The sequence below is a fragment of the Pantoea sp. Fr+CA_20 genome (genome assembly GCF_024520835.1).
Lineage (GTDB): Bacteria > Pseudomonadota > Gammaproteobacteria > Enterobacterales > Enterobacteriaceae > Pantoea > Pantoea allii.
Genome location: NZ_JALNPN010000012.1, coordinates 685 through 26192 on the forward strand (window position 1 = coordinate 685; position 25508 = coordinate 26192).

The 25508-nt window shown below is 53.6% G+C and carries 25 protein-coding genes and 2 tRNA genes; 1 reads left to right on the top strand and 26 read right to left on the bottom strand.

The features are described 5' to 3' along the window. From NR177_RS14625 to sdhC, 21 genes are all read right to left on the bottom strand, one after another. A tRNA-Lys gene (locus NR177_RS14625) sits at positions 1–72 on the bottom strand. A 60-nt stretch (positions 73–132) separates the two neighbouring features. Next, a tRNA-Lys gene (locus NR177_RS14630) sits at positions 133–208 on the bottom strand. 166 nt (positions 209–374) lie between these two features. Further along, the gene (gene cpoB, locus NR177_RS14635; RefSeq protein ID WP_063878802.1) at positions 375–1178 is read right to left on the bottom strand and encodes a cell division protein CpoB; all 804 of its coding nucleotides are present in this window, start codon (positions 1176–1178) and stop codon (positions 375–377) included. 9 nt (positions 1179–1187) lie between these two features. After that, positions 1188–1712 carry a peptidoglycan-associated lipoprotein Pal gene (pal, locus tag NR177_RS14640; protein WP_063878801.1) on the bottom strand — a complete coding sequence of 175 codons (525 nt, stop codon included), beginning with the start codon at positions 1710–1712 and terminating at the stop codon, positions 1188–1190. A gap of 52 nt (positions 1713–1764) precedes the next feature. Continuing rightward, on the bottom strand, positions 1765–3060 hold the full coding sequence (tolB, locus tag NR177_RS14645) for a Tol-Pal system beta propeller repeat protein TolB (RefSeq protein WP_063878800.1): 1296 nt from the start codon (positions 3058–3060) through the stop codon (positions 1765–1767). Between the two features lie 115 nt (positions 3061–3175). Continuing rightward, positions 3176–4447, bottom strand: coding sequence for a cell envelope integrity protein TolA (tolA, locus tag NR177_RS14650; protein ID WP_096012130.1), 1272 nt, complete (start codon positions 4445–4447; stop codon positions 3176–3178). 26 nt (positions 4448–4473) lie between these two features. Further along, complete coding sequence (gene tolR, locus NR177_RS14655) at positions 4474–4902, bottom strand: colicin uptake protein TolR (RefSeq protein WP_014606291.1); 429 nt, start codon at positions 4900–4902, stop codon at positions 4474–4476. Positions 4903–4915: 13 nt separating this feature from the next. After that, entirely contained in the window at positions 4916–5602 is a 687-nt protein-coding gene (gene tolQ / locus NR177_RS14660) for a Tol-Pal system protein TolQ (RefSeq protein WP_063878797.1), read from the bottom strand. Beyond that, complete coding sequence (ybgC, locus tag NR177_RS14665) at positions 5599–6003, bottom strand: tol-pal system-associated acyl-CoA thioesterase (protein ID WP_063878796.1); 405 nt, start codon at positions 6001–6003, stop codon at positions 5599–5601. The genes tolQ and ybgC overlap by 4 nt, the downstream gene beginning before the upstream one ends. A gap of 181 nt (positions 6004–6184) precedes the next feature. Next, entirely contained in the window at positions 6185–6478 is a 294-nt protein-coding gene (ybgE, locus tag NR177_RS14670) for a cyd operon protein YbgE (protein WP_256853139.1), read from the bottom strand. Beyond that, on the bottom strand, positions 6478–6591 hold the full coding sequence (gene cydX / locus NR177_RS14675; protein ID WP_063878794.1) for a cytochrome bd-I oxidase subunit CydX: 114 nt from the start codon (positions 6589–6591) through the stop codon (positions 6478–6480). Before cydX ends, ybgE begins: the two co-directional genes overlap by 1 nt. 15 nt (positions 6592–6606) lie before the next feature. Next, a complete protein-coding gene (gene cydB / locus NR177_RS14680; RefSeq protein ID WP_256853140.1) occupies positions 6607–7746 on the bottom strand; it encodes a cytochrome d ubiquinol oxidase subunit II in 1140 nt (379 codons plus the stop codon). Positions 7747–7757: 11 nt separating this feature from the next. Further along, complete coding sequence (gene cydA, locus NR177_RS14685) at positions 7758–9329, bottom strand: cytochrome ubiquinol oxidase subunit I (protein WP_145393810.1); 1572 nt, start codon at positions 9327–9329, stop codon at positions 7758–7760. 630 nt (positions 9330–9959) lie between these two features. Continuing rightward, positions 9960–10835, bottom strand: coding sequence for a succinate--CoA ligase subunit alpha (sucD, locus tag NR177_RS14690; protein WP_013025067.1), 876 nt, complete (start codon positions 10833–10835; stop codon positions 9960–9962). Next, positions 10835–12001, bottom strand: coding sequence for an ADP-forming succinate--CoA ligase subunit beta (gene sucC, locus NR177_RS14695; protein ID WP_013025065.1), 1167 nt, complete (start codon positions 11999–12001; stop codon positions 10835–10837). Before sucC ends, sucD begins: the two co-directional genes overlap by 1 nt. Before the next feature lie 68 nt (positions 12002–12069). After that, positions 12070–13290, bottom strand: a complete 1221-nt coding sequence (gene odhB / locus NR177_RS14700; RefSeq protein ID WP_109717171.1) for a 2-oxoglutarate dehydrogenase complex dihydrolipoyllysine-residue succinyltransferase — start codon at positions 13288–13290, stop codon at positions 12070–12072. A gap of 15 nt (positions 13291–13305) precedes the next feature. Beyond that, positions 13306–16113 carry a 2-oxoglutarate dehydrogenase E1 component gene (gene sucA, locus NR177_RS14705; RefSeq protein ID WP_063878790.1) on the bottom strand — a complete coding sequence of 936 codons (2808 nt, stop codon included), beginning with the start codon at positions 16111–16113 and terminating at the stop codon, positions 13306–13308. A gap of 200 nt (positions 16114–16313) precedes the next feature. Beyond that, on the bottom strand, positions 16314–17030 hold the full coding sequence (locus NR177_RS14710) for a succinate dehydrogenase iron-sulfur subunit (protein WP_063878789.1): 717 nt from the start codon (positions 17028–17030) through the stop codon (positions 16314–16316). Between the two features lie 14 nt (positions 17031–17044). After that, the gene (gene sdhA, locus NR177_RS14715; RefSeq protein ID WP_063878788.1) at positions 17045–18811 is read right to left on the bottom strand and encodes a succinate dehydrogenase flavoprotein subunit; all 1767 of its coding nucleotides are present in this window, start codon (positions 18809–18811) and stop codon (positions 17045–17047) included. Further along, positions 18812–19159 carry a succinate dehydrogenase membrane anchor subunit gene (gene sdhD, locus NR177_RS14720; RefSeq protein WP_063878787.1) on the bottom strand — a complete coding sequence of 116 codons (348 nt, stop codon included), beginning with the start codon at positions 19157–19159 and terminating at the stop codon, positions 18812–18814. It abuts the gene before it with no gap. Next, positions 19153–19575 carry a succinate dehydrogenase cytochrome b556 subunit gene (gene sdhC, locus NR177_RS14725; RefSeq protein ID WP_162287606.1) on the bottom strand — a complete coding sequence of 141 codons (423 nt, stop codon included), beginning with the start codon at positions 19573–19575 and terminating at the stop codon, positions 19153–19155. The genes sdhD and sdhC overlap by 7 nt, the downstream gene beginning before the upstream one ends. 590 nt (positions 19576–20165) lie before the next feature. On the opposite strand from sdhC, the gene NR177_RS14730 reads away from it, so the two are divergent. Further along, positions 20166–21449, top strand: a complete 1284-nt coding sequence (locus NR177_RS14730; protein WP_063878786.1) for a citrate synthase — start codon at positions 20166–20168, stop codon at positions 21447–21449. 158 nt (positions 21450–21607) lie between these two features. Here the strand turns inward: NR177_RS14730 and NR177_RS14735 are convergent, their stop codons facing one another. From NR177_RS14735 to NR177_RS14755, 5 genes are all read right to left on the bottom strand, one after another. Beyond that, positions 21608–22180, bottom strand: a complete 573-nt coding sequence (locus tag NR177_RS14735) for a GNAT family N-acetyltransferase (protein WP_063878785.1) — start codon at positions 22178–22180, stop codon at positions 21608–21610. A gap of 82 nt (positions 22181–22262) precedes the next feature. Continuing rightward, on the bottom strand, positions 22263–23051 hold the full coding sequence (gene nei, locus NR177_RS14740) for an endonuclease VIII (protein WP_096012125.1): 789 nt from the start codon (positions 23049–23051) through the stop codon (positions 22263–22265). A gap of 11 nt (positions 23052–23062) precedes the next feature. Continuing rightward, positions 23063–23710 (bottom strand): pyroglutamyl-peptidase I, encoded by a 648-nt coding sequence (gene pcp, locus NR177_RS14745; RefSeq protein WP_256853141.1) that lies wholly within the window; start codon positions 23708–23710, stop codon positions 23063–23065. A 6-nt stretch (positions 23711–23716) separates the two neighbouring features. Next, positions 23717–24733, bottom strand: coding sequence for a DUF979 domain-containing protein (locus tag NR177_RS14750; RefSeq protein ID WP_256853142.1), 1017 nt, complete (start codon positions 24731–24733; stop codon positions 23717–23719). Further along, a complete protein-coding gene (locus NR177_RS14755; protein WP_063878781.1) occupies positions 24733–25461 on the bottom strand; it encodes a DUF969 domain-containing protein in 729 nt (242 codons plus the stop codon). The genes NR177_RS14750 and NR177_RS14755 overlap by 1 nt, the downstream gene beginning before the upstream one ends. Positions 25462–25508 lie beyond the last annotated feature (47 nt).

Sequence of the window (25508 nt, forward strand, 5' to 3'; positions counted from 1 at the left end):
GGGTCGTGCAGGATTCGAACCTGCGACCAATTGATTAAAAGTCAACTGCTCTACCAACTGAGCTAACGACCCATCTTAATGGTTGTGAAGCAATACTGAAGGTTCTCTTGGGGAACAACGTCCTGCGGGAGATGGTGGGTCGTGCAGGATTCGAACCTGCGACCAATTGATTAAAAGTCAACTGCTCTACCAACTGAGCTAACGACCCATCTTCAGGCTTGCCAGACACATCTGCAATGTGTCCCGGCAACGGCGGCATATATTACTGATTTACCGAGGTAGCGCAACCCTTATTTTCTGTTAAGGGGTTCAATTGCCTACCTTTCATGCGGCAAGACCAGAAATCACACGATATCCGGTCAAACCTGCACAAATTACATACCAGACAAACGTTTTTGCGCCTGCTTAGCAGATTCGGTATCCGGGTAAAGTTTGATCACCTGTTGATAAACGGCTTTGGCTTTCGCCGTGTCGTTTTTCTCCTGCATGATCACGCCAACCTTTAACAACGCTTCAGCAGCCTTGGGGGATTTTGGATACTGCTTCACCACCGTGGCGTAATAATACGCCGCGTCGTCTTTCTTGCCTTTGTTATAAAACAGTTGTCCCAGCCAGTAATTGGCATTCGGCTGATACGTCGAATCCGGGTAGCGCTTCACCCACGCCTGTAGCGCAGTGATCGCCTGGTCGTACTGTTTTTTCTCCAGAATAAGCGCGACAGCAGCATTGTAATCGCTGTTGGCATCGCCGCTCTGGACCGGCGCACTACCACCGGCTGCCGCTGCACCAGACTCCGTGCCAGAGGCTGCAGCACCCGCACCGGCGTTATCGCTGGCACCGGCGGCTGGCTGACTGGCATTGCTGTTGTTGCTGCTCAGACTGTCGATCTGCTGATAGATCTGCTTCTGGCGCTCAACAACCTGGTTCAGCTGATAGGTATTTTGCTGGATTTCCCCACGCAATGAGTCGATATCCCGCTGGTTATCACTCATCTGCTGCTGCAGTTGCTGCATCAGCTGTGCCTGGGCATTTGAGATTCTTTCAAGACTGGTGACACGGTCTTCGACCGAGCCGGAGCCAACGCTACTGATTGACGCTTGGGCATTAGCGGCCCAGGGGGCCGCTACGCCAATCAGTAACGACAGACTCAACAGGTGATGTCTGAAGTTACTAACCATGTGATTCTCTTAGTATACCAGTACGGCACGACGGTTTTTAGCGTAAGCCGCTTCGTCGTGGCCCAGAACAGCCGGTTTCTCTTTACCGTAAGAAACGATAGACATCTGATCGGCTGACACGCCTTTACCTTGCAGGTACATCTTAACGGCGTTAGCACGACGTTCGCCCAGGGCGATGTTGTACTCTGGCGTACCGCGCTCATCCGCATGACCTTCGATAGTCACTTTGTATGATGGGTTGCTACGCAGGAAGTTAGCGTGCTGATCCAGCATCTGAGCGTAGTCAGACTGAACATCAAATTTGTCCAGACCGAAGTAAACGATGTTGTTCTGTTGCAGCTGTTGCATCTGCAGACGCGCCTGCTCATCAGAAGACATGTTACCGTTGCCGTTCATGCCTGAGTTCGCACCGTAAGCGCCATCAGCACCTGCGCCAGACTGGTCGTTGTTGTTATTTTTGTGTGAGCTACACGCCGCAACTGCCATGATTGGCAGAGCCAGCATTAAACCCTTCAGTACTTTGTTCAGTTGCATTTGAAAATTCCCATTATTGTTTATTTTTTTGTAATGTCAGAAAGCTCAAACATTACAGGTACGGCGACCAGGCAGGAAATTTGACCTGTCCATCAGTTGCCGGAAGACGCGCTTTGAAACGACCGTCAGTGGAAACCAACTGCAACACAGAACCCATACCCTGAGTAGAGCTGTAGATTACCATGGTGCCATTGGGTGCCATGCTCGGCGTTTCATCCAGGAACGTGTCCGTTAACGTTTGAACGGCTCCCGTTACCAGATCCTGTTTGGCGACGTGTTGAGCACCGCCACTGGTGCTAATCATCACCATTGATTTACCATCGCTGGCCACATCAGCATCCTGGTTTTGAGCACCTTCCCAGGTAATACGCTGTGGTGAACCACCATTGATACCAATCTTATAAATTTGTGGTGCGCCAGCCTGATCAGAGGTGTAAGCCAGAGTCTGGCTATCCGGGAACCAGGTCGGTTCAGTACTGTTGTAGCGACCGTCGGTGATCTGGCGAATCTGACCCGAGCCCAGATCCATCACGTACAGGTTGAGGCTGCCGGTTTTCGATAACGCAAACGCCAGCTTAGTGCCATCAGGCGAGAACGCCGGTGCACCGTTGTGACGTGGGAATGAGGCAACCTGACGTACCGCGCCGTTAGCGAGCGTCTGAATAACCAGCGCTGACTTACCGCTTTCAAAGGTCACATAGGCCACTTTGCTGCCGTCTGGCGACCAGGCTGGTGACATCAACGGCTGCGGTGAGCGATGCACGACAAACTGGTTATAGCCGTCGTAGTCGGCAACGCGCAGTTCGTAAGGGAACTGACCACCGTTGGTCTGCACGACATAGGCGATACGGGTACGGAACGCACCTTTAATGCCCGTCAGCTTCTGGAACGCTTCATCACTGACGGTGTGCGCCGCATAGCGTAGCCACTGTTTAGTGATTTTATAGGAGTTTTGCGCCAGCACGGTGCCCGGTGCACCTGCAGTATCGACCAGTTGATAAGAAACCTGATAGCTGCCGTCGGCGTTTTGCTGAACCTGTCCTACCACGACAGCATCAATACCCAGCGCGCTCCATGCAGCAGGCTGCACTTCCTGGGGGCTGGTCGGCTGCTGTGGCAGACGAGAGCGGTCGAGCGGATTGAATTTACCGCTGTTACGCAGGTCAGCCGCGACGATGCCACCGATATCTTCCGGTGCCGCGCCTGAGCCAACCCACTTGAACGGAACCACACCGATTGGACGCGCGCTGTTTACGCCCTGGGTGATTTCAATGCGAACCTCTGCATGCAGCATCGCTGCCCACAACAGGATAAAAAAGCCTAACGTTACGCGAAGAGCTTGCTTCATTTTATCTCCCTTATCTGAACCTGAGTCCGCGATAATTGGCACTGTTCCTGAAAACCACGAGTACAACTAGAGTACGGCAAGCTAACCATAGATCAACCTGCCGCAGGTTACTGCATTATTGCGGTCTGAAACGCATCGGTGCGTTTTTAAACACTTCGTACACCGCTTGTGAAGGCGGTTTCGGAATACGTGCCTGCTTCGCCGCTGCGATTGCGGCCTGGCAAAGAGCCGGATCGCCCCCTTCTGATTTCACATCAATCAGCATACCGTCAGGCGCTAGTTTAATACGTAAGTCACAGCTTTTACCGCTATAAAGATCCGCATCGTAAAAACGGCTCTGAATAGCACTGGTAATCTGCCCAAGATAAGCATTCACCTCGGCCCCAGAGGCACCCGCTTTTTTCTGGTTGCCCTGTCCGGCTGCTCCACCGGACGCCCCGCTTTTCGGCGCATTCTTACCGGACGCTAAGCCGCCCAGCAAATCATCAACGTCGCTGTCATTGGCTGCATCCGCTGCGGCTTTGGCTTTGGCCTCCGCTTTGGCTTTCGCGTCTGCTTTCGCTTTCGCGGCAGCATCAGCTTTGGCTTTTGCTGCGGCTTCCGCTTTTTCTTTCGCTGCTTTTTCTTTGGCTTCCTGAGCTGCCGCGGCTTTGGCTTCCGCGGCAGCTTTGGCTTCTGCGGCCTTGGCTTCTTTGGCCGCTTCCGCTTTAGCCTGCTTCGCCGCTTCCGCCTTGGCCTGTTTAGCGGCCTCGGCTGCCTCGGCTTTGGCCTGCTGTTCAGCCTGCTTCTTCGCTTCTGCCGCCGCGGCTTTCGCCTGTTGCTCGGCCTGCTTCTTCGCCTCTGCTGCGGCCTGCTTAGCGTCTTCCTGAGCCTTTATTTTCGCGTCAGCGGCCGCTTTGGCCTGCGCATCGGCTTCCGCTTTAGCATCCGCTTTGGCTTTCGCTGCAGCCGCTTCTGCGGCTTTCTGCTGTGACTCGGCCTGTTTCGCGGCGGCTTCCGCCGCCTTCTGCTGTTCAGCCTGGGCTTTCGCCTGCTGTTTCGCGTCTTCCTGTGCCTGTAAGCGCTCTTTTTCCAGCTCTTTCAGCCGCTGCTGTTCAGCCGCCTGTTTCTGCTGTAGCTCTTCGGCCTGCTGCTGTGACTGTTTCTGGCGCTGCTGTTCCGCGCGCTGACTGTCACTTTGCTGATTCTGCTGACGATTATATTGATCAACCACCGCACCGGGATCGACCATCACCGCCTCGATATCGCTACCGCCGCCACCGCCGCTGGCTTCGATATGCTCATTAAACGAGCTCCATATCAGCAGGGCAATCAGCACGATATGCAGAATCACCGAAATGATTATCGCGCGCTTTAACTTTTCGTTTTGCTCGGTTGCCTTCGACACACTCGGTTCCCAAAAACGGTTCGACTTTAAATCGGCTGCGTCATCAAACCGACAGATTTAACCCCAGCCTGATGCAACAGGTTCAGCGCCTTAATGATTTCATCATAAGGCACCTCTTTCGCACCGCCGATCAGAAAGACGGTTTTCGGATTCGCTTCCAGACGACGTTGCGCTTCACTAATCACCTGTTCCGGTGGTAGCTGCGATAAACGATCGTGATCCACTACCATGCTGTATTGGCCGACACCCGACACTTCTACAATCACGGGAGGATTATCATCGCTGGAAACCGTTTTAGAATCCGTCGCATCCGGCAAATCCACTTCCACGCTTTGGGTTATGATTGGGGCTGTCGCCATAAAGATCAGCAACAACACCAGCAGAACGTCCAGCAGCGGAACAATGTTGATTTCCGACTTTAGCTCGCGGCGACCGCGACCACGCACTCGGGCCATCATTTACCTCTGTTTACTTAGCGCTGTCGCTGGAAAAGGCCTGACGATGCAGGATAGCCGTGAACTCTTCCATGAAGTTGTCATAGCCCTGTTCCAGTTTATTCACGCGCTGGTTCAGTCGGTTATACGCCATCACCGCTGGAATCGCCGCGAACAAACCGATGGCAGTAGCGATCAAGGCTTCTGCGATACCTGGCGCAACCATCTGCAACGTTGCCTGTTTTACCGCTCCGAGGGCAATAAAGGCATGCATGATCCCCCACACCGTACCAAACAGACCGATATACGGGCTGATGGAACCGACGGTGCCAAGGAAAGGAATATGGTTTTCCAGCGCTTCCAGCTCACGATTCATGGAAATGCGCATTGCCCTGCTCGCCCCTTCCACTGCGGCTTCAGGTGCATGGTTGTTGACTCGATGCAGACGCGCAAATTCTTTGAAACCGGCGTAAAAAATTTGCTCTGAGCCTGACAGCTCTTCGCGACGCGCCTGGCTTTCCTGATAAAGGCGAGAAAGCTCAACGCCGGACCAGAATTTGTCTTCAAAGGCGTCAGCTTCCCTTCCCGCCGCATTCAGAATACGCGTGCGCTGGATGATGATTGCCCATGAAGCAATCGAAAAGCCGATCAAAATCAACATGATAAGTTTGACCAGAAGGCTCGCCTTCAGGAACAAATCAAGAACGTTCATGTCAGTCACTGCTTGAACTCCGCGACAATAGACTTGGGAAGCGCAATCGGCTTCATTAGGTGTGGGTTGATGCAGGCAATCAGGACCTCTGCCTCATTGAGCACTTTGCCTTCTGCATTCACGATACGCTGGGTGAATGTCATCGTCGCCCGGGTCATTGATGTCACTTCGCTCTGAATTTCCAGAAGATCGTCAAGACGCGCCGCCGAAAGATAGTCCACCGTTATGCGCCGTACCACAAAAGCAATCTGCTGTTCTAACAGCGTCTGCTGATTGAAATGATGCTGACGCAACATTTCGGTACGTGCTCGTTCATAAAAAGCGATATAGCTGGCGTGATAAACCACACCACCGGCATCGGTATCTTCATAGTAGACCCGAACCGGCCAGCGAAACAGCGTTGTACTCACTCTACATCCCGGCCTCGTTTTAAACGTTGCTACTATACGCAAGACAATTGGGGTTGGGAATGGGCTGCCAGGGCCAGGAGAAAATAATTATCAGTTGGTTACAACCGGAAGGCTTTAATGGAGGCTTCTTGACCAGACGCTGAAGTAAACTCACGTTTCAGCGCGTTATGCTGCCAGGCAGTCAGAGATAAAACCGGCTCACCCCCCACAAGAGTACCACCAGGGCAGGTAAAGGGGTAAAAAAAGCGCGCCAGCGCAATCGGCGCGGCTGAAACCCGGCGCCGTGAATAACGCCCGTGCACACCGCCCAGATAAGCAACATCCCCTGCCACAGCAGAATGCCGCCTGAGCCACTGGCAAAGCGTGCGGGATTCCATAACAGGCATCCCGCCAGCCAGAGTGCCAGAATCAGCGAAAGGGCCCGGAACGGGCCCTTATCCATCAGACGATACGCCGTCTGAATCAACCGGCCCATCAGGGTTGCCGATCCGACGTCGCGCCGTCTTCAATATGCTCTATGGCCAGCGCCGTGATGATACCAAAGGCGCACGCCAGCAAGGTGCCAAGAATCCAGGCAAAATACCACATGTGTTGACTCCTTAATCAGTACAGTGAGTTGCTGTTGCTTTCAACATGCTCTTTGGTGATGCGGCCAAACATCTTCCAGTAACACCAACTGGTGTAAAGCAGGATGATGGGCACAAAAATTATCGCGGCAAAGGTCATGGTTTTCAGCGTCAGTAAACTGGATGTCGCATCCCACATAGTCAGACTGGTGCCCGGTACCGTGCTGGAAGGCATAATGAACGGAAACATGGCAATACCGGCCGTCATGATGACGCAGGCAAGCGTCAGTGAAGAGAACACAAACGCCCATGCGCTTTTGTTCATCCGTGAGCACAGCACCGTCAGCAGGGGCAGCACAACGCCCAGCAGAGGGAACAGCCACAACACAGGATGCTGCTGGAAATTCACCATCCAGGCACCGGCTTCACGCACCACGGTTTTGCCCAGCGGATTAGAAGCGGCATAGTGATCAAGCGTGCTGGTCACCACATAACCCGCAATACCGTACTTCACCCACAAACCAGCCAGCGCAAAACACACCATCATTACCAGTGTGGCGATCTGTGCGGTGGTACGTGAACGCAGATAGAGTTCGCCGGTTGTCCGCATTTGCAGATAGGTTGCTCCCTGCGCCAGTATCATCGCCACGCTGACCACACCGGCCAGCAGGCCAAACGGGTTCAGCAACTGGAAGAAGTTTCCGGTGTAGTAAAGGCGCATATACTCATCGGCGTGAAACGGCACGCCCTGCAACAGGTTGCCAAAAGCCACGCCAATCACCAAAGGCGGCACGAAGCTGCCGATAAAAATGCCCCAGTCCCAGGCCCCGCGCCAGCGCTTGTCTTCAATCTTTGAGCGGTAATCAAAGCCTACCGGACGGAAAAACAGCGAAGCCAGCACCAGGATCATCGCCACATAAAACCCTGAAAACGCGGCGGCATAAACCATCGGCCAGGCAGCAAACAGCGCACCACCTGCGGTAATTAACCAGACCTGGTTGCCGTCCCAGTGCGGCGCAATGGTATTAATCATTATCCGACGCTCGGTATCGGTTCGGCCTAACAGGCGCGTTAACATGCCGACGCCCATATCGAAGCCATCAGTGACGGCAAAGCCTACCAGCAAAATGCCGATCAGCAGCCACCAGACAAAGCGCAGAACTTCATAATCAAACATGGCGGTTCTCCTTATCCACGTACCGGCTGAACATTTTTCGCCATCTGCTCATGGTGATAACGACCCGTTTTCAGGCTGCTTGGCCCCAGGCGGGCAAATTTAAACATCAGATACATCTCGGCCACCAGGAACAACGTATAGAGGCCGCAAATCAGCCCCATTGAGAACAGAATATCCCCAATGGTGAGCGACGAATTCGCCACGGCCGTAGGCAGCACCTCACCTATTGCCCAGGGTTGACGGCCATATTCTGCGACAAACCACCCTGCCTCAACCGCAATCCACGGCAGCGGAATGCCATACAGCGCGGCTTTGAGTAACCAGCGATTTTTGCCGATGCGATTACGAATGACGCTCCAGAACGACAGCGCGATAACGCCGAGCAACAGCACCCCACAGAGCACCATGATACGGAAAGCAAAATACAGCGGTGCCACGCGCGGAATGGAATCCTGCGTTGCCTGTTTGATTTGCGCCTCGCTGGCATCAGAGACGTTTGGCGTATAGCGCTTCAACAGCAGGCCATAACCCAGATCTTTTTTACTGTGATTAAACGCCTCACGCACGGCCGGGTCGGTATTGCCGCTGCGCAGCGCGTTTAGCAGTGCATAGGCTTTCATGCCGTTTCGAATGCGCACTTCATGTTGGGCCATCAGTTCTTTCAGACCGGTTACGGGCGTATCCGTTGAGCGGGTAGCAATCAGCCCCAACAGATAGGGAATCTGAATGGCGTAATGATTCTGCTGCGATGCCTGATCGGGCAAACCGAACAGGGTAAACGCGGCCGGTGCGGGCTGGGTGTCCCATTCGGCTTCAATGGCAGCCAGCTTGGTTTTCTGAACATCCCCCATCTCGTAACCTGACTCATCACCCAGCACGATGACGGACAGTATGGCTGCCATACCAAAACTGGCGGCGATGGCAAAAGAGCGTTTGGCAAAAGCCAGATCTCGCCCTTTCAGTAAATACCATGCGCTGATGCCCAAAATGAACATCGCACCTGTGGTGTAACCCGACGCGACAGTGTGAACAAATTTCACCTGGGCAACCGGATTTAACACCAGCTCCGAGAAACTCAGCATCTCCATGCGCATGGTTTCAAAATTAAACTCAGAGGCGATGGGGTTCTGCATCCAGCCGTTTGCTACCAGAATCCACAGTGCAGACATGTTGGAGCCCAGCGCCACCAGCCAGGTGACAGCCAGGTGCTGAACTTTACCCAGACGATCCCAACCGAAAAAGAACAGGCCAACAAAGGTAGACTCAAGAAAGAATGCCATTAATCCTTCAATGGCCAACGGCGCACCAAAAATATCGCCGACATAATGAGAATAGTAAGACCAGTTGGTGCCGAACTGAAACTCCATCGTCAGCCCGGTTGCCACGCCCAGCGCAAAGTTAATACCAAATAACTTGCCCCAGAATTTCGTCATATCCTTATAAATTTGTTTACCGCTCAGCACATAGACCGTTTCCATTATTGCCAGCAAAAACGCCATACCGAGCGTTAATGGGACGAAAAGGAAATGGTACATCGCCGTTAAGGCAAACTGTAAACGCGACAGCTCGACAATATCTAGCATAATGACTCCTTGCTCCTCACCTTAACTCTGTATCCGTACAGACTGAATAAGAGTCAGGAACGACTGATTATTGATTCCAGTTTTGTCATCGACAGGACAGATCTGTGTGCGGCCTGGGATGAGGGCGTAACGGTTAACAGAAACCTGTGAAACACCAATGCAGCAGCGTGGCTCAAACGTTTAACGAGTAATAAATGAAAAATTGATGCTTTCCCGTATTTGTACAAACGTATGAATATTTTTTTAAAAGGCTGGATTGATGCAGCGCAATTTAAGCGCTTAACCGCATCCTTTGCTAGCAGTAAAGTTTGTTATAAATGACAGAAAATTGATTTGGAATAATGAAAAGAGATGGGAAATATGTTCTCACGAAGACTTTGTTAAAAAACTGTCATCGGGTAATTTGCTTTTCTATAAATATTTAACTTTATATCTTATTGAATAACTTTTTTTGCGGCCAGGAGGAAATCCTGAGCCAAATGAATAATAGCAAACATCACAGGAATACTTAAGATTATTTTATGTTATTTATGGGCGGTACTAAAATTAAACACGCGGTGCCGTGGATTATTCAATGCAAAGACGTAAAAAAGCCACCCGAAGGTGGCTCTGTGATAATACTCAGGCCTGTTATTTGGCTGGCAGGACGGCTTTAACGGCATCGCCGATATCAGCCAGACTGCGTACGGTTTTCACGCCTGCCGCTTCCAGCGCAGCAAACTTCTCGTCTGCTGTACCTTTACCACCGGCAATGATGGCGCCAGCGTGGCCCATACGTTTGCCTTTCGGGGCCGTTACGCCAGCAATGTAGCCGACAACCGGTTTAGTCACGTGCTCTTTAATAAAAGCAGCGGCTTCTTCTTCAGCGCTACCACCGATTTCACCGATCATGACGATCGCTTCCGTCTGTGGATCGTCCTGGAACATTTTCAGGATGTCGATGAAGTTAGAACCTGGGATCGGGTCACCGCCAATACCAACGCAGGTTGACTGACCGTAGCCGATATCGGTGGTCTGCTTAACGGCTTCATAGGTCAGGGTGCCTGAACGCGATACGATACCAACACGGCCCGGCTGATGAATGTGTCCCGGCATGATACCGATCTTACATTCGCCTGGGGTGATCACACCTGGGCAGTTTGGACCGATCATGCGTACGCCCGCTTCATCCAGCTTCATCTTCACGGTCAGCATGTCCAGCGTCGGGATGCCTTCGGTGATGGTGATGATCAGCTTGATACCGGCATCGATGGCTTCCAGGATACCGTCTTTGCAGAACGGTGCCGGAACATAGATGACGGTTGCCGTTGCGCCGGTCGCTTCCACCGCTTCACGTACGGTGTTAAAGACTGGCAGGCCCAGATGCGTGGTGCCGCCTTTGCCTGGCGTAACGCCGCCAACCAGTTGCGTGCCGTATGCCAGCGCCTGCTCAGAGTGGAAAGTCCCTTGTCCGCCGGTGAATCCCTGGCAAATGACTTTGGTGTTTTTGTCGATCAAAATGGACATTATTTACCCTCCGCAGCAGCAACAACACGCTGTGCCGCGTCTGTCAGACTGGTTGCTGCAATGATGTTCAGACCACTGTCCGCCAGTTTCTTAGCGCCCAGTTCAGCGTTGTTACCTTCCAGACGTACCACGACCGGTACGTTAACACCCACTTCTGCTACTGCACCGATGATGCCGTCTGCGATCAGGTCGCAACGTACGATGCCGCCGAAGATGTTAACGAATACCGCTTTCACGGCGTCGTCAGACAGGATGATTTTAAAGGCTTCGGTTACGCGCTCTTTGGTCGCGCCGCCGCCCACATCCAGGAAGTTCGCTGGCTGGCCACCGTGGTGCTTAACGATGTCCATGGTACCCATTGCCAGGCCTGCGCCGTTAACCATACAACCGATGTTGCCTTCCAGCGCAACATAGTTCAGTTCCCACTGTGTCGCGTGCGCTTCACGAGGATCTTCCTGGCTTGGATCGCGCATTTCACGCAGCTCTGGCTGACGGAACAGGGCATTGCCATCGGCACCCAGTTTGCCATCCAGACAGATCAGGTCGCCCTGCTTGGTGATCACCAGCGGGTTGATCTCAACCATCGCCAGGTCACGCTCCAGGAACATGGTGGCCAGACCCATGAAAATTTTAGTGAACTGGCTGACTTGCTTACCGGTCAGGCCCAGTTTAAAGGCTAACTCACGGCCCTGATAAGGCTGTGGACCGGCCAAAGGGTCCAGCGCCATTTTGTGGATCAGGTGTGGCGTTTCTTCTGCCACTTTCTCGATTTCCACGCCGCCTTCGGTCGATGCCATAAAGATGACACGACGCGTCGCACGGTCAACCACGGCGCCCAGGTACAGCTCCTGATCGATATCGGTCGCGGCTTCAACCAGAATCTGGTTTACCGGCTGACCATTGGCGTCAGTTTGGTAAGTTACCAGACGTTTGCCCAGCCAGTTTTCGGCGAAAGCACGGATGTCTTCTTTACTGTTAACCACCTTCACACCGCCCGCTTTACCGCGGCCACCGGCATGAACCTGACATTTAACTACCCACGGGCCTGCACCGATTTTCGATGCTGCTTCTTCTGCTTCACGTGGTGTAGTACAGGCGTAGCCGGTCGGTGCTGGCATGCCATACCGTGCAAACAGCTGTTTAGCCTGGTATTCGTGTAAGTTCATGATGTTCTATCCATTCAGATCTGAAAAGAGTATTGAGGTTGGGCACGCAACGCGTGCCCAGTGATGAATCAGACATCCAGCAGCAGACGCGCCGGATCTTCCAGCATCTCTTTCACTGCGACCAGATAGCCGACAGATTCACGGCCATCGATTAAACGGTGATCGTAGGAGAGAGCCAGGTACATCATTGGCAGGATCACAACCTGACCATTGACCGCCATTGGACGATCTTTGATGGCGTGCATGCCCAGAATCGCGCTCTGTGGCGGGTTGATGATTGGCGTAGACATCAGTGAACCAAACACACCACCGTTGGTGATGGTAAAGTTACCGCCAGTCAGATCCTCAACCGTCAGCTTGCCGTCACGGCCTTTTAGAGCCAGTTCTTTAATTTTCTTCTCAATGTCAGCCATGCTTAACGCATCAACATCACGCAGTACCGGTGTTACCAGGCCACGTGGCGTAGAGACGGCAATGCTCACATCGAAGTAGTTGTGGTAAACCACATCTTCGCCATCGATAGAGGCGTTGACTTCAGGGTAACGCTTCAGCGCTTCCACGACGGCCTTGATGTAGAACGACATAAAGCCCAGACGCACACCGTGACGCTTCTCGAACGCATCGCCGTACTGCTTACGCAGGTCCATAATGGGCTTCATGTTGATTTCGTTGAAGGTCGTCAACATGGCGGTGCTGTTCTTGGCTTCCAGCAGACGCTCCGCAACACGCTTACGCAGACGCGTCATCGGTACACGTTTTTCGCTGCGGTTAGCCACTGGCTGCTGAGCAGCAGGTGCCGCCGCGGGCGCTGCGGCTTTATCTGCCTGCGGTTTGTTCGCCAGATGCTTTTCAACATCTTCACGGGTTAAACGTCCACCCACGCCGGTGCCTTTGATCTGCGAAGCATCAAGATTATGCTCGGCAATCAGGCGGCGGATAGCCGGGCTAAGTGCGTCACTGCTCTCTTCTTCCAGAGAAGCCGTCTGACGCTGAGATGGCGTCGATTCATTGCTTTCCGCTTTGGCACTGCTTTCTTTGCCAGCACTGTTGCCTTCTTTCAGGCGACCCAGGATCTGACGGGAGGTAACCGTTGCCCCTTCGTCTTCCAGCACCGCTTCCAGCACGCCATCGGCAGAAGCTGGCACTTCCAGCACGACTTTGTCAGTTTCAATTTCGACGATGACTTCATCGCGACTTACTGCATCGCCTGGTTTCTTGTGCCAGGTTGCTACTGTGGCATCTGCAACCGATTCAGGCAGGTCGGGAACGAGAATATCTACGCTACTCATTATCTTTCCTTTTAATTAATTGACGTTCAGAGCGTCATTAACCAGGTCTTGCTGCTGTTGTTGGTGTACGGACATATAACCCACGGCCGGTGAAGCCGATGCCGGGCGACCTGCATAGCGCAGCGTGGCACCGAACGGCACGACATCACGGAAATGATGCTGGCTACAGTACCAGGCGCCCTGGTTCAGCGGCTCTTCCTGGCACCAGACAAAATCCTGTACGTGAGAATAAGCTTTTAATGCTTCCTGTACCGCCTGATGCGGGAACGGGTAAAGCTGTTCGATGCGCACGATGGCAACATCGTTTTTCTCGTCTTTACGACGCTGTTCCAGCAGATCGTAGTAAACCTTACCGGAACACATCACGACGCGCTTAACGCCTTGCGGGTCCAGATCGTCGACTTCGCCAATCGCAGGCTGGAAACTGCCATTCGCCAGTTCTTCCAGAGAAGAGATAGCCAGCGGGTGACGTAACAGCGACTTCGGCGACATCACCACCAGCGGACGACGCATACCACGCAGCGCCTGACGACGCAGCATGTGATACACCTGAGCCGGTGTTGAAGGGACACAAACCTGCATGTTCTGCTCGGCGCAGAGTTGCAGATAGCGTTCCAGACGTGCAGAGGAGTGCTCCGGGCCCTGACCTTCGTAACCGTGCGGCAGTAACATCACCAGGCCACACATACGGCCCCACTTCTGTTCGCCAGAGCTGATGAACTGGTCAATAACAACCTGAGCACCGTTGGCAAAGTCACCAAACTGCGCTTCCCAGATGGTCAGCACGCGTGGCTCTGCAGTGGCATAGCCATATTCAAACGCCAGCACCGCTTCTTCAGACAGGACCGAGTCCCACACTTTGAACTCGCCCTGGCTGTTATGAATATGATGCAGCGGCGTATAGGTTGAGCCGTTCGCCTGGTTGTGAACAACTGCATGGCGATGGAAGAAGGTACCGCGACCGGAGTCTTCACCCGAGAGGCGAACCGGAATCCCTTCATCAACCAGGGTTGCGTAGGCCAGATTTTCTGCACCGCCCCAGTCGAACGCTTTCTCGCCTTCGGCCATCAGCTTACGATCGTTGTAAATCTTGGCAACGCGTGCCTGTACTTCAATCTGTTCAGGGACCTGGCTGATGCGTAATGCCAGTTCCTTCAGGCGTTTCATGTCAACCTGTGCCGGGTAAGGCTCATCCCACTCGTGGTTCAGGTAAGGCGACCACGTGAACGAATGCAGGCTCATTGGACGCCATTCAGGCACCACGCATTCGCCCGCATCAAGCGCATCGCGGTACAGGTTCACCATTTCGGTGGCATCTTCCTGAGAGGCAACACCTTCACCTTCCAGACGATCGGCGTAGATTTTACGCGGCGTCGGATGCTTTTTGATTTTCTGGTACATCAACGGCTGCGTTGCACTTGGCTCATCCGCTTCGTTGTGACCATGACGGCGATAGCACACCAGATCGATAAACACATCGCGTTTAAAGGTATTGCGATAGTCCAGCGCCAGACGTGTTACAAAAGCCACCGCTTCCGGGTCGTCAGCATTGACGTGGAAAATCGGGGCCAGCACCATTTTGCCGATGTCAGTACAGTACGGGGTTGAACGCGCGTCTTTCGGGTTGGAGGTGGTAAAACCAACCTGGTTGTTAATGACGATGCGAACCGTACCGCCGACTTCATAGCCGCGCGCCTGAGACATGTTCAGCGTTTCCTGAACGACGCCCTGGCCAATAACCGCAGCATCACCGTGAATGGTGATAGGCAGCACTTTATTACTGACCGGCTCAGCCAGACGATCCAGACGAGCACGCACCGATCCCATAACCACCGGGCTGACAATTTCCAGGTGAGACGGGTTAAACGCCAGCGCCAGATGCACCAGGCCGCCTTCGGTTTCAATATCCGAAGAGAAGCCCATGTGATATTTCACATCACCGGTGCCCAGATGCTCTTTGTGCTTGCCAGAGAATTCGTCAAACAGATCCTGTGGCTTTTTACCCAGTACGTTAATCAGTACGTTAAGACGGCCGCGGTGCGCCATCCCCAGTACCACTTCACGTGTGCCGTTTTTGCCCGCATGACGAATCATTTCGCGCAGCATCGGCACCAGCGCATCACCGCCTTCCAGCGAGAAGCGTTTCGCACCCGGGAATTTCGCGCCCAGATATTTTTCAAGGCCTTCTGCCGCGGTCAGCTCTTTCAGGAAACCTTTTTTCTCTTCGCCACTGAATGAGGTCTGGCTCGCACCGGATTCAATACGCTGTTGAATCCAGCGTTTCTCTTCGGTGTTATTGATGTGCATGTATTCTGCACCAATAGAGCCACAGTAAGTCTGCTTCAGCGCGTCGAACAGATCGGCCAGCTTCATGGTTTCTTTGCCAATGGCAAAAGAACCTACGTTAAAGCTTTCCTGAAAATCGGCGTCGGTCAGATCGTGAAAGGCGGGATCGAGATCGGCAACACGGTCCTGTTTCCACAGGCCAAGCGGATCGAGATTGGCTTCCTGATGTCCGCGAAAACGAAACGCGTTTATCAGCTGCAGCACTTTCACTTGTTTGGAGTTGGTTGCCGGATCGGTGACTGAGGAGGTGTAACGAGATGCGTCTTTCGCCAGGCGACGGAAATATTCGCGAGTCGCGGAGTGGAACTGCTCAGGTTTCACTCCCGTGCCTGGTAACTGTTGGAACATCGAGCGCCACACTGCATCCACAGAGTCAGGATCGGTCAGGAAATCCTCATAGAGTTGCTCTATGTAAGACTGATTCGCGCCGGCCAGCCAGGAGGAGTCCAGCCAGGGCTTCATCGCGCTGTTCTGCATTGTGATCCCTTAAGCAATGTTATGCTTTTTTGAGGTTTCATTTGTTGCCGCTTTCGCGGTTAGCCGTAGTGAGTTCAGCGATACGAGCACTGTGCGCAGCGCGCGCCCGGCCCGTAAGGGAACCTTTGTAAACGTGGTCGGAACCGCGTTTACAGAGGCTTCCGTAAAACACCGGGAACCTGAGGTTCCCGGTGGTACAACTAGGCGCCGCGTTGCAGCAGCATCGACTTGATATGGCCGATAGCGCGCGTTGGGTTAAGCCCTTTAGGACAAACACTTACACAGTTCATGATGCTGTGACAGCGGAAAACGCTGAAGGCATCACTCAGATTATCCAGACGCGCATCGGTTTCGGTGTCGCGGCTGTCAATCAGGAAACGGTAAGCGGCCAGCAGGCCCGCAGGACCGATGAACTTGTCCGGGTTCCACCAGAACGACGGGCAAGAGGTGGAGCAGCAGGCGCAGAGAATGCACTCATACAATCCATCCAGATGTGCACGCTCGCCCGGCGACTGCAGATGCTCACGCGCTGGCGGGTTTTCACCGTCGTTTAATAAGAAAGGCTTAATTTTCTCATACTGGGCATAAAACTGCCCCATGTCTACCACCAGGTCGCGCACCACAGGCAGGCCCGGCAGAGGACGGATAACGATTTTCTGCTTGCCGTTGCCCAGTGCCGAGACCGGCGTGATGCAGGCCAGGCCGTTTTTACCGTTCATGTTCAGACCGTCTGAACCGCACACGCCTTCACGGCATGAGCGACGGAACGCCAGCGTAGGATCTTTCTCTTTCAGGCGGATCAACGCATCCAGCAGCATCATGTCACGGCCGTCTTCCGCTTCCAGGGTATAGTCCTGCATCCGCGGTTTATCATCGACATCCGGATTGTAACGATAGATCGAAAATTCAAGTCTCATGATGATCTCCGCAATTAGTAGGTACGCGCTTTAGGCGGGAAGGCCGCACGCAGTTTCGGTTGCATGTTCACCTCACGGCGCGTCATGCTTTCCGTTTGCGGAACATAGAGGCTATGGCACAGCCAGTTTGCATCATCACGTTCCGGATAATCGAAACGGCTGTGTGCGCCACGGCTCTCGGTGCGATAGTTGGCCGCCACAGCAGTGGCGTAAGCCGTTTCCATCAGGTTGTCCAGCTCAAGGCACTCAATACGTTGGGTATTGAAGTCAGGTGAACGGTCATCCAGACGGGCCGACTTCAGACGCTCACGGATCTCTTTCAGCTCAGCAAGCCCTTCACGCATCGCATCGCCTTCGCGGAAGACCGAGAAGTTGTTCTGCATACAGCGCTGCAACGCTTTACGGATTTCAACCGGATCTTCACCCGTCGTGTTGTTTTCCCAGCGATTGAAGCGCGCCATCGCAGCATCAATGTTTTCCTGGTTGGCTTCGCGCAGTTCGCCCTGCTCTTCCAGACACTCAAGCAAATGCACGCCAGCCGCACGGCCGAATACCACCAGGTCCAGCAGCGAGTTACCGCCCAGACGGTTGGCACCGTGTACTGATACGCAGGCGATTTCGCCCACGGCGAACAGGCCCGGGATCACTTCATCTTCGCCCTGCTCGTTAACGCGCAGCGCCTGGCCCGTCACTTTGGTCGGCACGCCGCCCATCATGTAGTGGCAGGTTGGAATGACCGGAATCGGCTCTTTAATTGGGTCAACGTGAGCAAAGGTACGGGACAGCTCAAGGATACCTGGCAGACGGGATTCCAGCACTTCCGCGCCCAGGTGATCAAGTTTCAGCTTGATATGCGGGCCCCATGGACCTTCACAACCGCGACCTTCACGGATTTCCACCATCATCGAACGCGCCACAACGTCACGACCGGCGAGGTCTTTGGCGTTAGGGGCATAGCGCTCCATGAAACGCTCACCGTGTTTGTTGAGCAGATAACCGCCTTCACCACGACAACCTTCTGTTACCAGTACACCTGCACCGGCAATACCGGTCGGGTGAAACTGCCACATTTCCATGTCCTGCACGGGCACGCCAGCGCGCAGCGCCATGCCGACACCGTCGCCGGTATTGATGTGGGCGTTCGTGGTGGACTGATAAATACGTCCTGCACCGCCGGTCGCCAGAATGGTGGCTTTCGCTTTGAAGTAGACCGTTTCGCCGGTTTCCATGCAGATTGCTGTACAGCCTACAATCGCACCGTCGTCATTCTTCACCAGATCCAGCGCATACCATTCGGAAAAGATCGTCGTTTTATTTTTCAGGTTCTGCTGATACAGCGTATGCAGCAGAGCGTGGCCAGTACGGTCGGCCGCTGCGGCAGTTCGCGCCGCCTGCTCACCGCCGAAGTTTTTCGACTGGCCACCAAACGGACGCTGATACACGCGGCCGTCATCAAGACGGGAGAATGGCAGACCCATATGCTCCAGTTCCAGAATCGCTTCCGGGCCGACGTGACACATGTATTCAATGGCGTCCTGGTCACCGATATAGTCGGAACCTTTGACGGTATCGTACATATGCCATTCCCAGTTATCTTCATGGGTATTACCCAGCGCAACGGTGATACCGCCCTGCGCGGATACCGTATGAGAACGGGTCGGGAAGACTTTAGACAACAGGGCACAGGTCTGGCCCGATTGGGAGATTTGCAGTGCCGCGCGCATACCTGCGCCGCCTGCGCCGATTACCACGGCATCAAATTCTCTGATTGGTAAACTCATTTACACACCCCACACCACAACAAATCCATAAATAGCATATGACAACAGCGCCACTACGATAACCAACTGTAACAGCAGACGCGCCGCCACGGATTTAACGTAGTCCGTTAACACCTGCCACATACCAATCCAGCCGTGGATCAGAATGGAAAACAGCGTCAGGAGCGTGAACACTTTTGTAAATGCAGAAGCGAAGAAGCCACGCCAGATGTCATACGTTAGCGTGTCTGTCATCACCACGAAACCAAGGATGTAGATGATGTAAAGCGTAATGAGGATTGCCGACGCGCGCAGCAACAGCCAGTCCTGAATGCCATTGCGACCCAACGCGGATGCATTGCTTACCATACGAGGACTCCTGCTAAAATTGAAAGCACGACAGTAATACCAAACGTCACCTGCGCAGAAAGCTTACCCGCTTCCAGCGTTTCGGCCAGATAACCAAAATCCATTAACATATGACGTATCCCGCCCACTGCATGATAGGCCAGCGCAGTTAAAATGCCCCACATGATAAACTTCGCAAAGAAGCCATTCATGATAGACGCTGCGTGCTGGAAACCTTCGGGAGAAGAGAGAGAAAGACCGAGAAGCCATAACAGGATGCCGAGAGCAACCAGAGTGATGACGCCGGAGACGCGATGAAGAATGGACGATATTGCAGTAACGGGAAACCGGATCGTCGAGAGATCCAAGTTGACAGGTCTTTGTTTTTTCACGGTTTTGCCCACACAGCTCTTTTTTATTTTGCTTCCTCCGGACATAAGACCTGAACCGCAACGCTGTTCAGACTTTATCCGTCACCAAAATAGCAACATCCAGTGTTAAATGACGTGGTACAAACGCTGGGTGGCTCCTGGTGTCAGGGTATTCCGGAGACCTGGCCGGAAGTATAGGACGATCACATTCTGATTACAATTCCCCTACAAACTCTTTGGAGAATTTTGGGTAGAACAGTGATCATTCTCACGTTTTTCACAATTCATACAAATTTAATTATCTGATTTGACAATAGTTCAACAATTCAGTTACAAACTAATCCGATAAAATCCTATGATGCACAAAAGTTATGGGGATACACTTTCTCCTAAGCTTAAGTTATGTAACATTGCCAGTAACAGTTTTTAAAACCATCAGGTTATTGGTTACAAAGAAGTTATGTCCTGACCGGATCTTTAACAACCGCGATATGCACATGTCACGGCTTTACATTTCCTGTGGAACGCGCCTCTCACTCTGTACCCTTCACTGCTTATAATGCAGAGTGACACCGTGAAGTACTGCCTAAATGCAACATGCACGCGTTTCAGGTGTCGAAAGATCCTTACCTGCCCAAGGCGCTATGGAGACGAAAATGACAGATAAAAAAGTGACGCTAACCCTACCCGACGAAAAGCCTATTGAACTGAGTGTGTTACAAGGCACGCTGGGCCAGGATGTCGTTGATGTCCGCGAACTGGGTTCTAACGGCCTGTTTACCTTCGATCCTGGTTTCACGTCTACAGCGTCCTGCGAATCAAAAATTACCTTTATCGATGGCGATGAAGGTATCCTGCTTCACCGTGGCTTCCCAATTGACCAGTTGGCAACCCACTCAAACTACCTTGAAGTGTGTTATATCCTGCTGAATGGTGAAGCACCGTCGCAGGAACAGTTCGAAGACTTTAAAGTCACCGTTACCCGCCACACCATGATTCATGAGCAGATTACGCGTCTGTTCCACGGCTTCCGCCGCGATTCGCACCCAATGGCCGTGATGTGCGGCGTGACCGGCGCACTGGCGGCGTTTTATCACGACTCGCTGGACGTGAACATTGAACGCCATCGCGAAATCGCCGCGTTCCGCCTGCTGTCGAAAATGCCTACCATGGCAGCGATGTGTTACAAGTATTCAATCGGTCAGCCGTTCGTTTATCCACGTAACGACCTTTCTTACGCGGGTAACTTCCTGCACATGATGTTTGCGACACCTTGCGAAGAATACAAGGTTAACCCTGTGCTTGAACGCGCCATGGATCGCATTCTGATTCTGCATGCCGATCATGAGCAGAACGCATCCACCTCTACCGTGCGTACCGCCGGTTCGTCTGGCGCTAACCCGTTTGCCTGTATCGCTGCAGGTATCGCCTCCCTGTGGGGACCGGCGCACGGTGGCGCAAACGAAGCCTGTCTGCGCATGCTGGAAGAGATCAGCACAGTTGAGCACATTCCAGAATTCGTACGTCGTGCAAAAGACAAAAACGACTCCTTCCGCCTGATGGGCTTTGGTCATCGCGTTTACAAAAACTATGACCCACGCGCAACCGTCATGCGTGAAACCTGTCATGAAGTGCTGAACGAGCTGGGCATGAAAGATGACCTGCTGGAAGTGGCGCTGGAGCTGGAACACATTGCGCTGAACGACCCGTACTTCATCGAGCGTAAACTCTATCCAAACGTGGACTTCTACTCCGGTATTATCCTGAAAGCCATGGGCATTCCGTCTTCCATGTTTACCGTGATTTTTGCCATGGCTCGTACCGTTGGCTGGATCGCCCACTGGAAAGAGATGCACGACGAAGGCATGAAAATTGCCCGTCCTCGTCAGCTGTATACCGGTTATACCGAGCGCGACTTTACGTCACAGCTGGATAAATAAGCCTGTCGCCTGGGCGAATATCGCACCGGGCCATCAACGACAAAACGGCTATGCTGACAAGGCATAGCCGTTTTTTTGTGCCCGAAGGATGCAGGTTCCGTTGAGGACGGACAGGTTTAACCTTATCGCTAAAGATGCTGTCTGATCACGGCACAATGTTACTTTTTCGCGGCTGTTTCGCCAGCCTGAGCCGCTCTGAATTTGCGCCACTCATCCCGCGTCACTTCCCAGAGTTCGGAGTCATGTTCGCCTGAAACATAGCGTTGCTTTCCCGTTCTGATACAACGCATACCGCTTTTAACCGAGATAGCGACCGAACGTTGATTTGGCGCGGCTTTGGGTGTTCTCAGTACCGTTTTTTGCAGCACATTGAACCAGAAATCAGTAACGGCATTGCTGGCCTCAGTCATGTAACCCTGCCCCTGCCATTCCGGTACCAGCCAGAAGCCGCGATGATTGTCCGGCGTGTCCATCAGGGAGATCGCCCCAATCATCACCTGTTCTTCTTCCCGGCGGCGTAACGTCCAGTACCAGCCTTTTCCCGCAGCGACGGCGGGTAAGGCCACATTGGCGATATAGTCTCTGGCGGCCCCGTCCGGATAAGGCCAGGGAACCGAATCGATCAGGTAGCGGACGATTTCCCATCGGGGAAACGTCGCTTGCATCGCGTCAGCGTCCCGCAACGTCAGCGGTTTTAATATCAGTCGTTCAGTCACAATTTCAGGCGTCATCGTGATGTCCTGCAACAGAAACCTGTGAATTAACCTGAGCCATCGTTTTGCTGCCACGCTGTCGGTCAGAGCCGCCTGGCGTTTACATCTGACAGCCCGGGCACCAGTAAAACGGTCGGGAGGATAACACTCCCTTTTCAATCGTCTCACCGCAGCGCCGACACCGCTTACCCTGACGGTGGAACACCTCAAAGCGAAAGGCCGCTTCGCTGTGATACTTTTTCATTGTCCCGCGCATACGATAGGCATGACGCGGCACAGAGAGCAACGCATCACTGAAGGCAGCAAGCTGTGACCCGGTCAGTGACTGCGCGTTGTGGTGCGGCAGCAGCTGTGCCAGCCAGAGGATTTCCGCACGCAGATAGTTACCCAATCCAGCCAGAAACGCCTGGTCCAGTAATAAGCCGCTAAACTGGCGACGACGAAACCGCGCTGAAAGCAGCCGCTGCGTGACGTTCTCCACCGTCAGCGCGTGGCTTAACACATCTGGCCCAATGCGATTGAGAAACGGATGGCTGGCCAGCGTTTCCGCATTCAGCAACGCAATATCTGAGGCGCTGTACAACAATATCGCCTGGTCTGCTGTTGCCAGACGCACGCGTAACTGTCGCCGGGTCTCTGGCTGCACGTCGGGCGGCACAATGCGCCAGACGCCGTAAAGCTGGTTGTGAGAATAGAGCGTCAGACCGTTGCTGAAGTGTGTCAGCAGCGCTTTGCCGCGCGTCTCAATTGACGCCACCTTCTCCCCCACTAATGCTGGCTCGTAGGTTTTTAACGCAGGAAAAGCAAACCAGACGTCGGTTAAAGGCTGACCGACAATGGCAACTTCAAGCTGATCCGCCACGCGGCGGATCTCCGGTCCTTCTGGCATCACTCGTCCTCTTAATGGGTTGCGCCACCCGCTTCCTTGAGATCCTGGGTGGTTTCCAGCGTGGTGCGTACAGCAATTTTCAGCGCCTCGATCACGGTTGCGGCGGCCATGCTGGGTTGGCCTGGATGATGCGCTGCCTGCTCAGGCAGGTAAGGAATATGGATAAATCCCGCCCGTGCCGCACTGCCGTGTTGGTGCAGCCAGTGCAGCAAACCGTACATCACCCGGTTACAGGTGAAGGTGCCGGCGGTTTGCGACACCGAGGCCGGAATTCCGGCTTTGCGCACAGCAGCCACGATGGCTTTGATCGGCAGGCGTGAGAAATAGGCAGCCGGTCCATCCTGTACAATCGGCTCATCCACGGGTTGATGACCCGCGTTATCGGGGATGCGCGCGTCATCAACATTAATGCCAATGCGCTCGACGGTGATATCGCTGCGCCCACCGGCCTGTCCGACGGAAATAATGGCATCCGGCTTAATCTCATCCAGCACCTGATACAACACGTCCAGCACCTCGCTGAACACGACCGGTAACTGGCGCGTGATAATACGCGCACCGGCAATCTGCTGGCCTTCCAGCGCACTCACCGCCTGCCATGATGGATTAATGGATTCGCCACCAAAGGGTTCAAACGCCGTCATTAATACCGTTTTCATGCTGCCTCACAGAAACATCAGGAAATAGAGTAAAAAAACGTTAACGATTAACAGTAGCACACCGGTCGGGACCTGAGCTTTGATAACCGCATTACGATCTGGCAACTCCAGCAGCGCGGCGGGCACGATATTAAAGTTGGCCGCCATCGGGGTCATTAGCGTACCGCAGTAGCCTGAAAACATGCCGATTGCCGCCATCACCGCCGGATTACCACCATGCTGCAGCACCAGAATGGGAATACCGATGCCCGCCGTAATAATCGGGAAGGCAGCAAAGGCGTTCCCCATGATCATTGTCAGCAGCGCCATACCGACCGCGTAAACGGTTACCGCAATGAAGCGGTTGTCCACCGCCAGATACTGTTCGGTAATATGGGAAATGGCACCGCCGACACCTGCAGCAGTAAATAACAGCCCCAGCGTGGCCAGGATTTGCGGTAAAAGAAAGGCCCAGCCCACACAATCCAGCAGGCGTCGGGTTTCCTGCATCGACTGCACCGGCTTTTCATGAGTCAGTTTCATGGCAATCAGCCAACCCAGCAGGCAGCCCACCGTCATGGAAAACAGCGTGACCAGCGTAGAGTGGTTGCCTGGTCCAAATAACCCGCTCTGTAAACCGGGAATATTATTAAAGGCCAGGACACCAATAACCGTTACGACAGGAATCGCTAAGGCGGGCAGAAAGAGTTTATTTTTGAGACGTTGTGCGCTGGCCTGCTTTTCCTCTTCGCTGCGCTGATGATAGCGCCCGAGTTTTACGCCCCCACATCCGGCAATCAACCCCATCAGCACGACCGCAACGCCGACGGTAATATGCAGGGTACGCGTACCGCTCTCTGTTGACCCCATAAGCTGTGACATCCAGCGCGTGGTCCAGTCACCCACCAGAAAAATCAGGCCGTACAGTCCCCAAAACAGTCCAGTAGTAAAACGGCGCGGGTTCGCGCTGTCGCGCCAGGACAACAAGGCCACCACCAGCAAGATAACGCCGGCCAGCCACATCAAATACAGTTGCTGGAACATTAGCGAGCTCCTTTGGCTTTGCTGGTCTGACTGTTAATAGCGCTCAGTTCACGTGCCAGTTGACGATCCAGCCTTAACAGACGCGCAGAGTGAATCAAAAAGGCAGCGACAGCCGTCGGAATGCCCCATAAGGCGATATGCAGCGGCTCGGTCTGAATACCGGCGGATTCCTGCATAAAATTGTGCATGAAGATGATGGCACCGAAAGCGACAAAGATGTCCTCGCCAAAGAATAAACCGACGTTATCCGTTGCGGCAGACATGGCACGCAGGCGGTGGCGTATCTCAGGAGACAGTGCGCCGTACCGGCTTTCGCTGGCACCTTCGGCCATCGGGGCCAGCAATGGCCGCACCATTTGCGGATGCCCACCGAGGCTGGTCAGCCCCAGTGCCGCGGTTATTTCGCGCACAAACAGATAGACGATAAGCAGTCGCCCCGCCGTCGCGGTTTTAATCTGAGCAATCCACGTCTGGGCACGCTGTTTCAAACCATGGCGTTCCAGTAAGCCGATCACCGCCAGTGGCAACAGCAGGATAAGCGGCAGATTGCGGGTATTCAGAAAACCTTCACCCAGTTTTTGCAGAATATCGCCCAGCGGCATCATGGCGGCAAGTCCGGTGACAAAGCCCGCGACGATCACCACCAGCACCGGATTAAAGCGCAAAACGAAGCCGACTACGATGGCAGCAATGCCCAGGAGTGGCCAGAGATTCACTACGCTATCCATATTTTCCCCTCGTAAGATATGAAAAAAAGCCTGAGCTTATCAGCCCG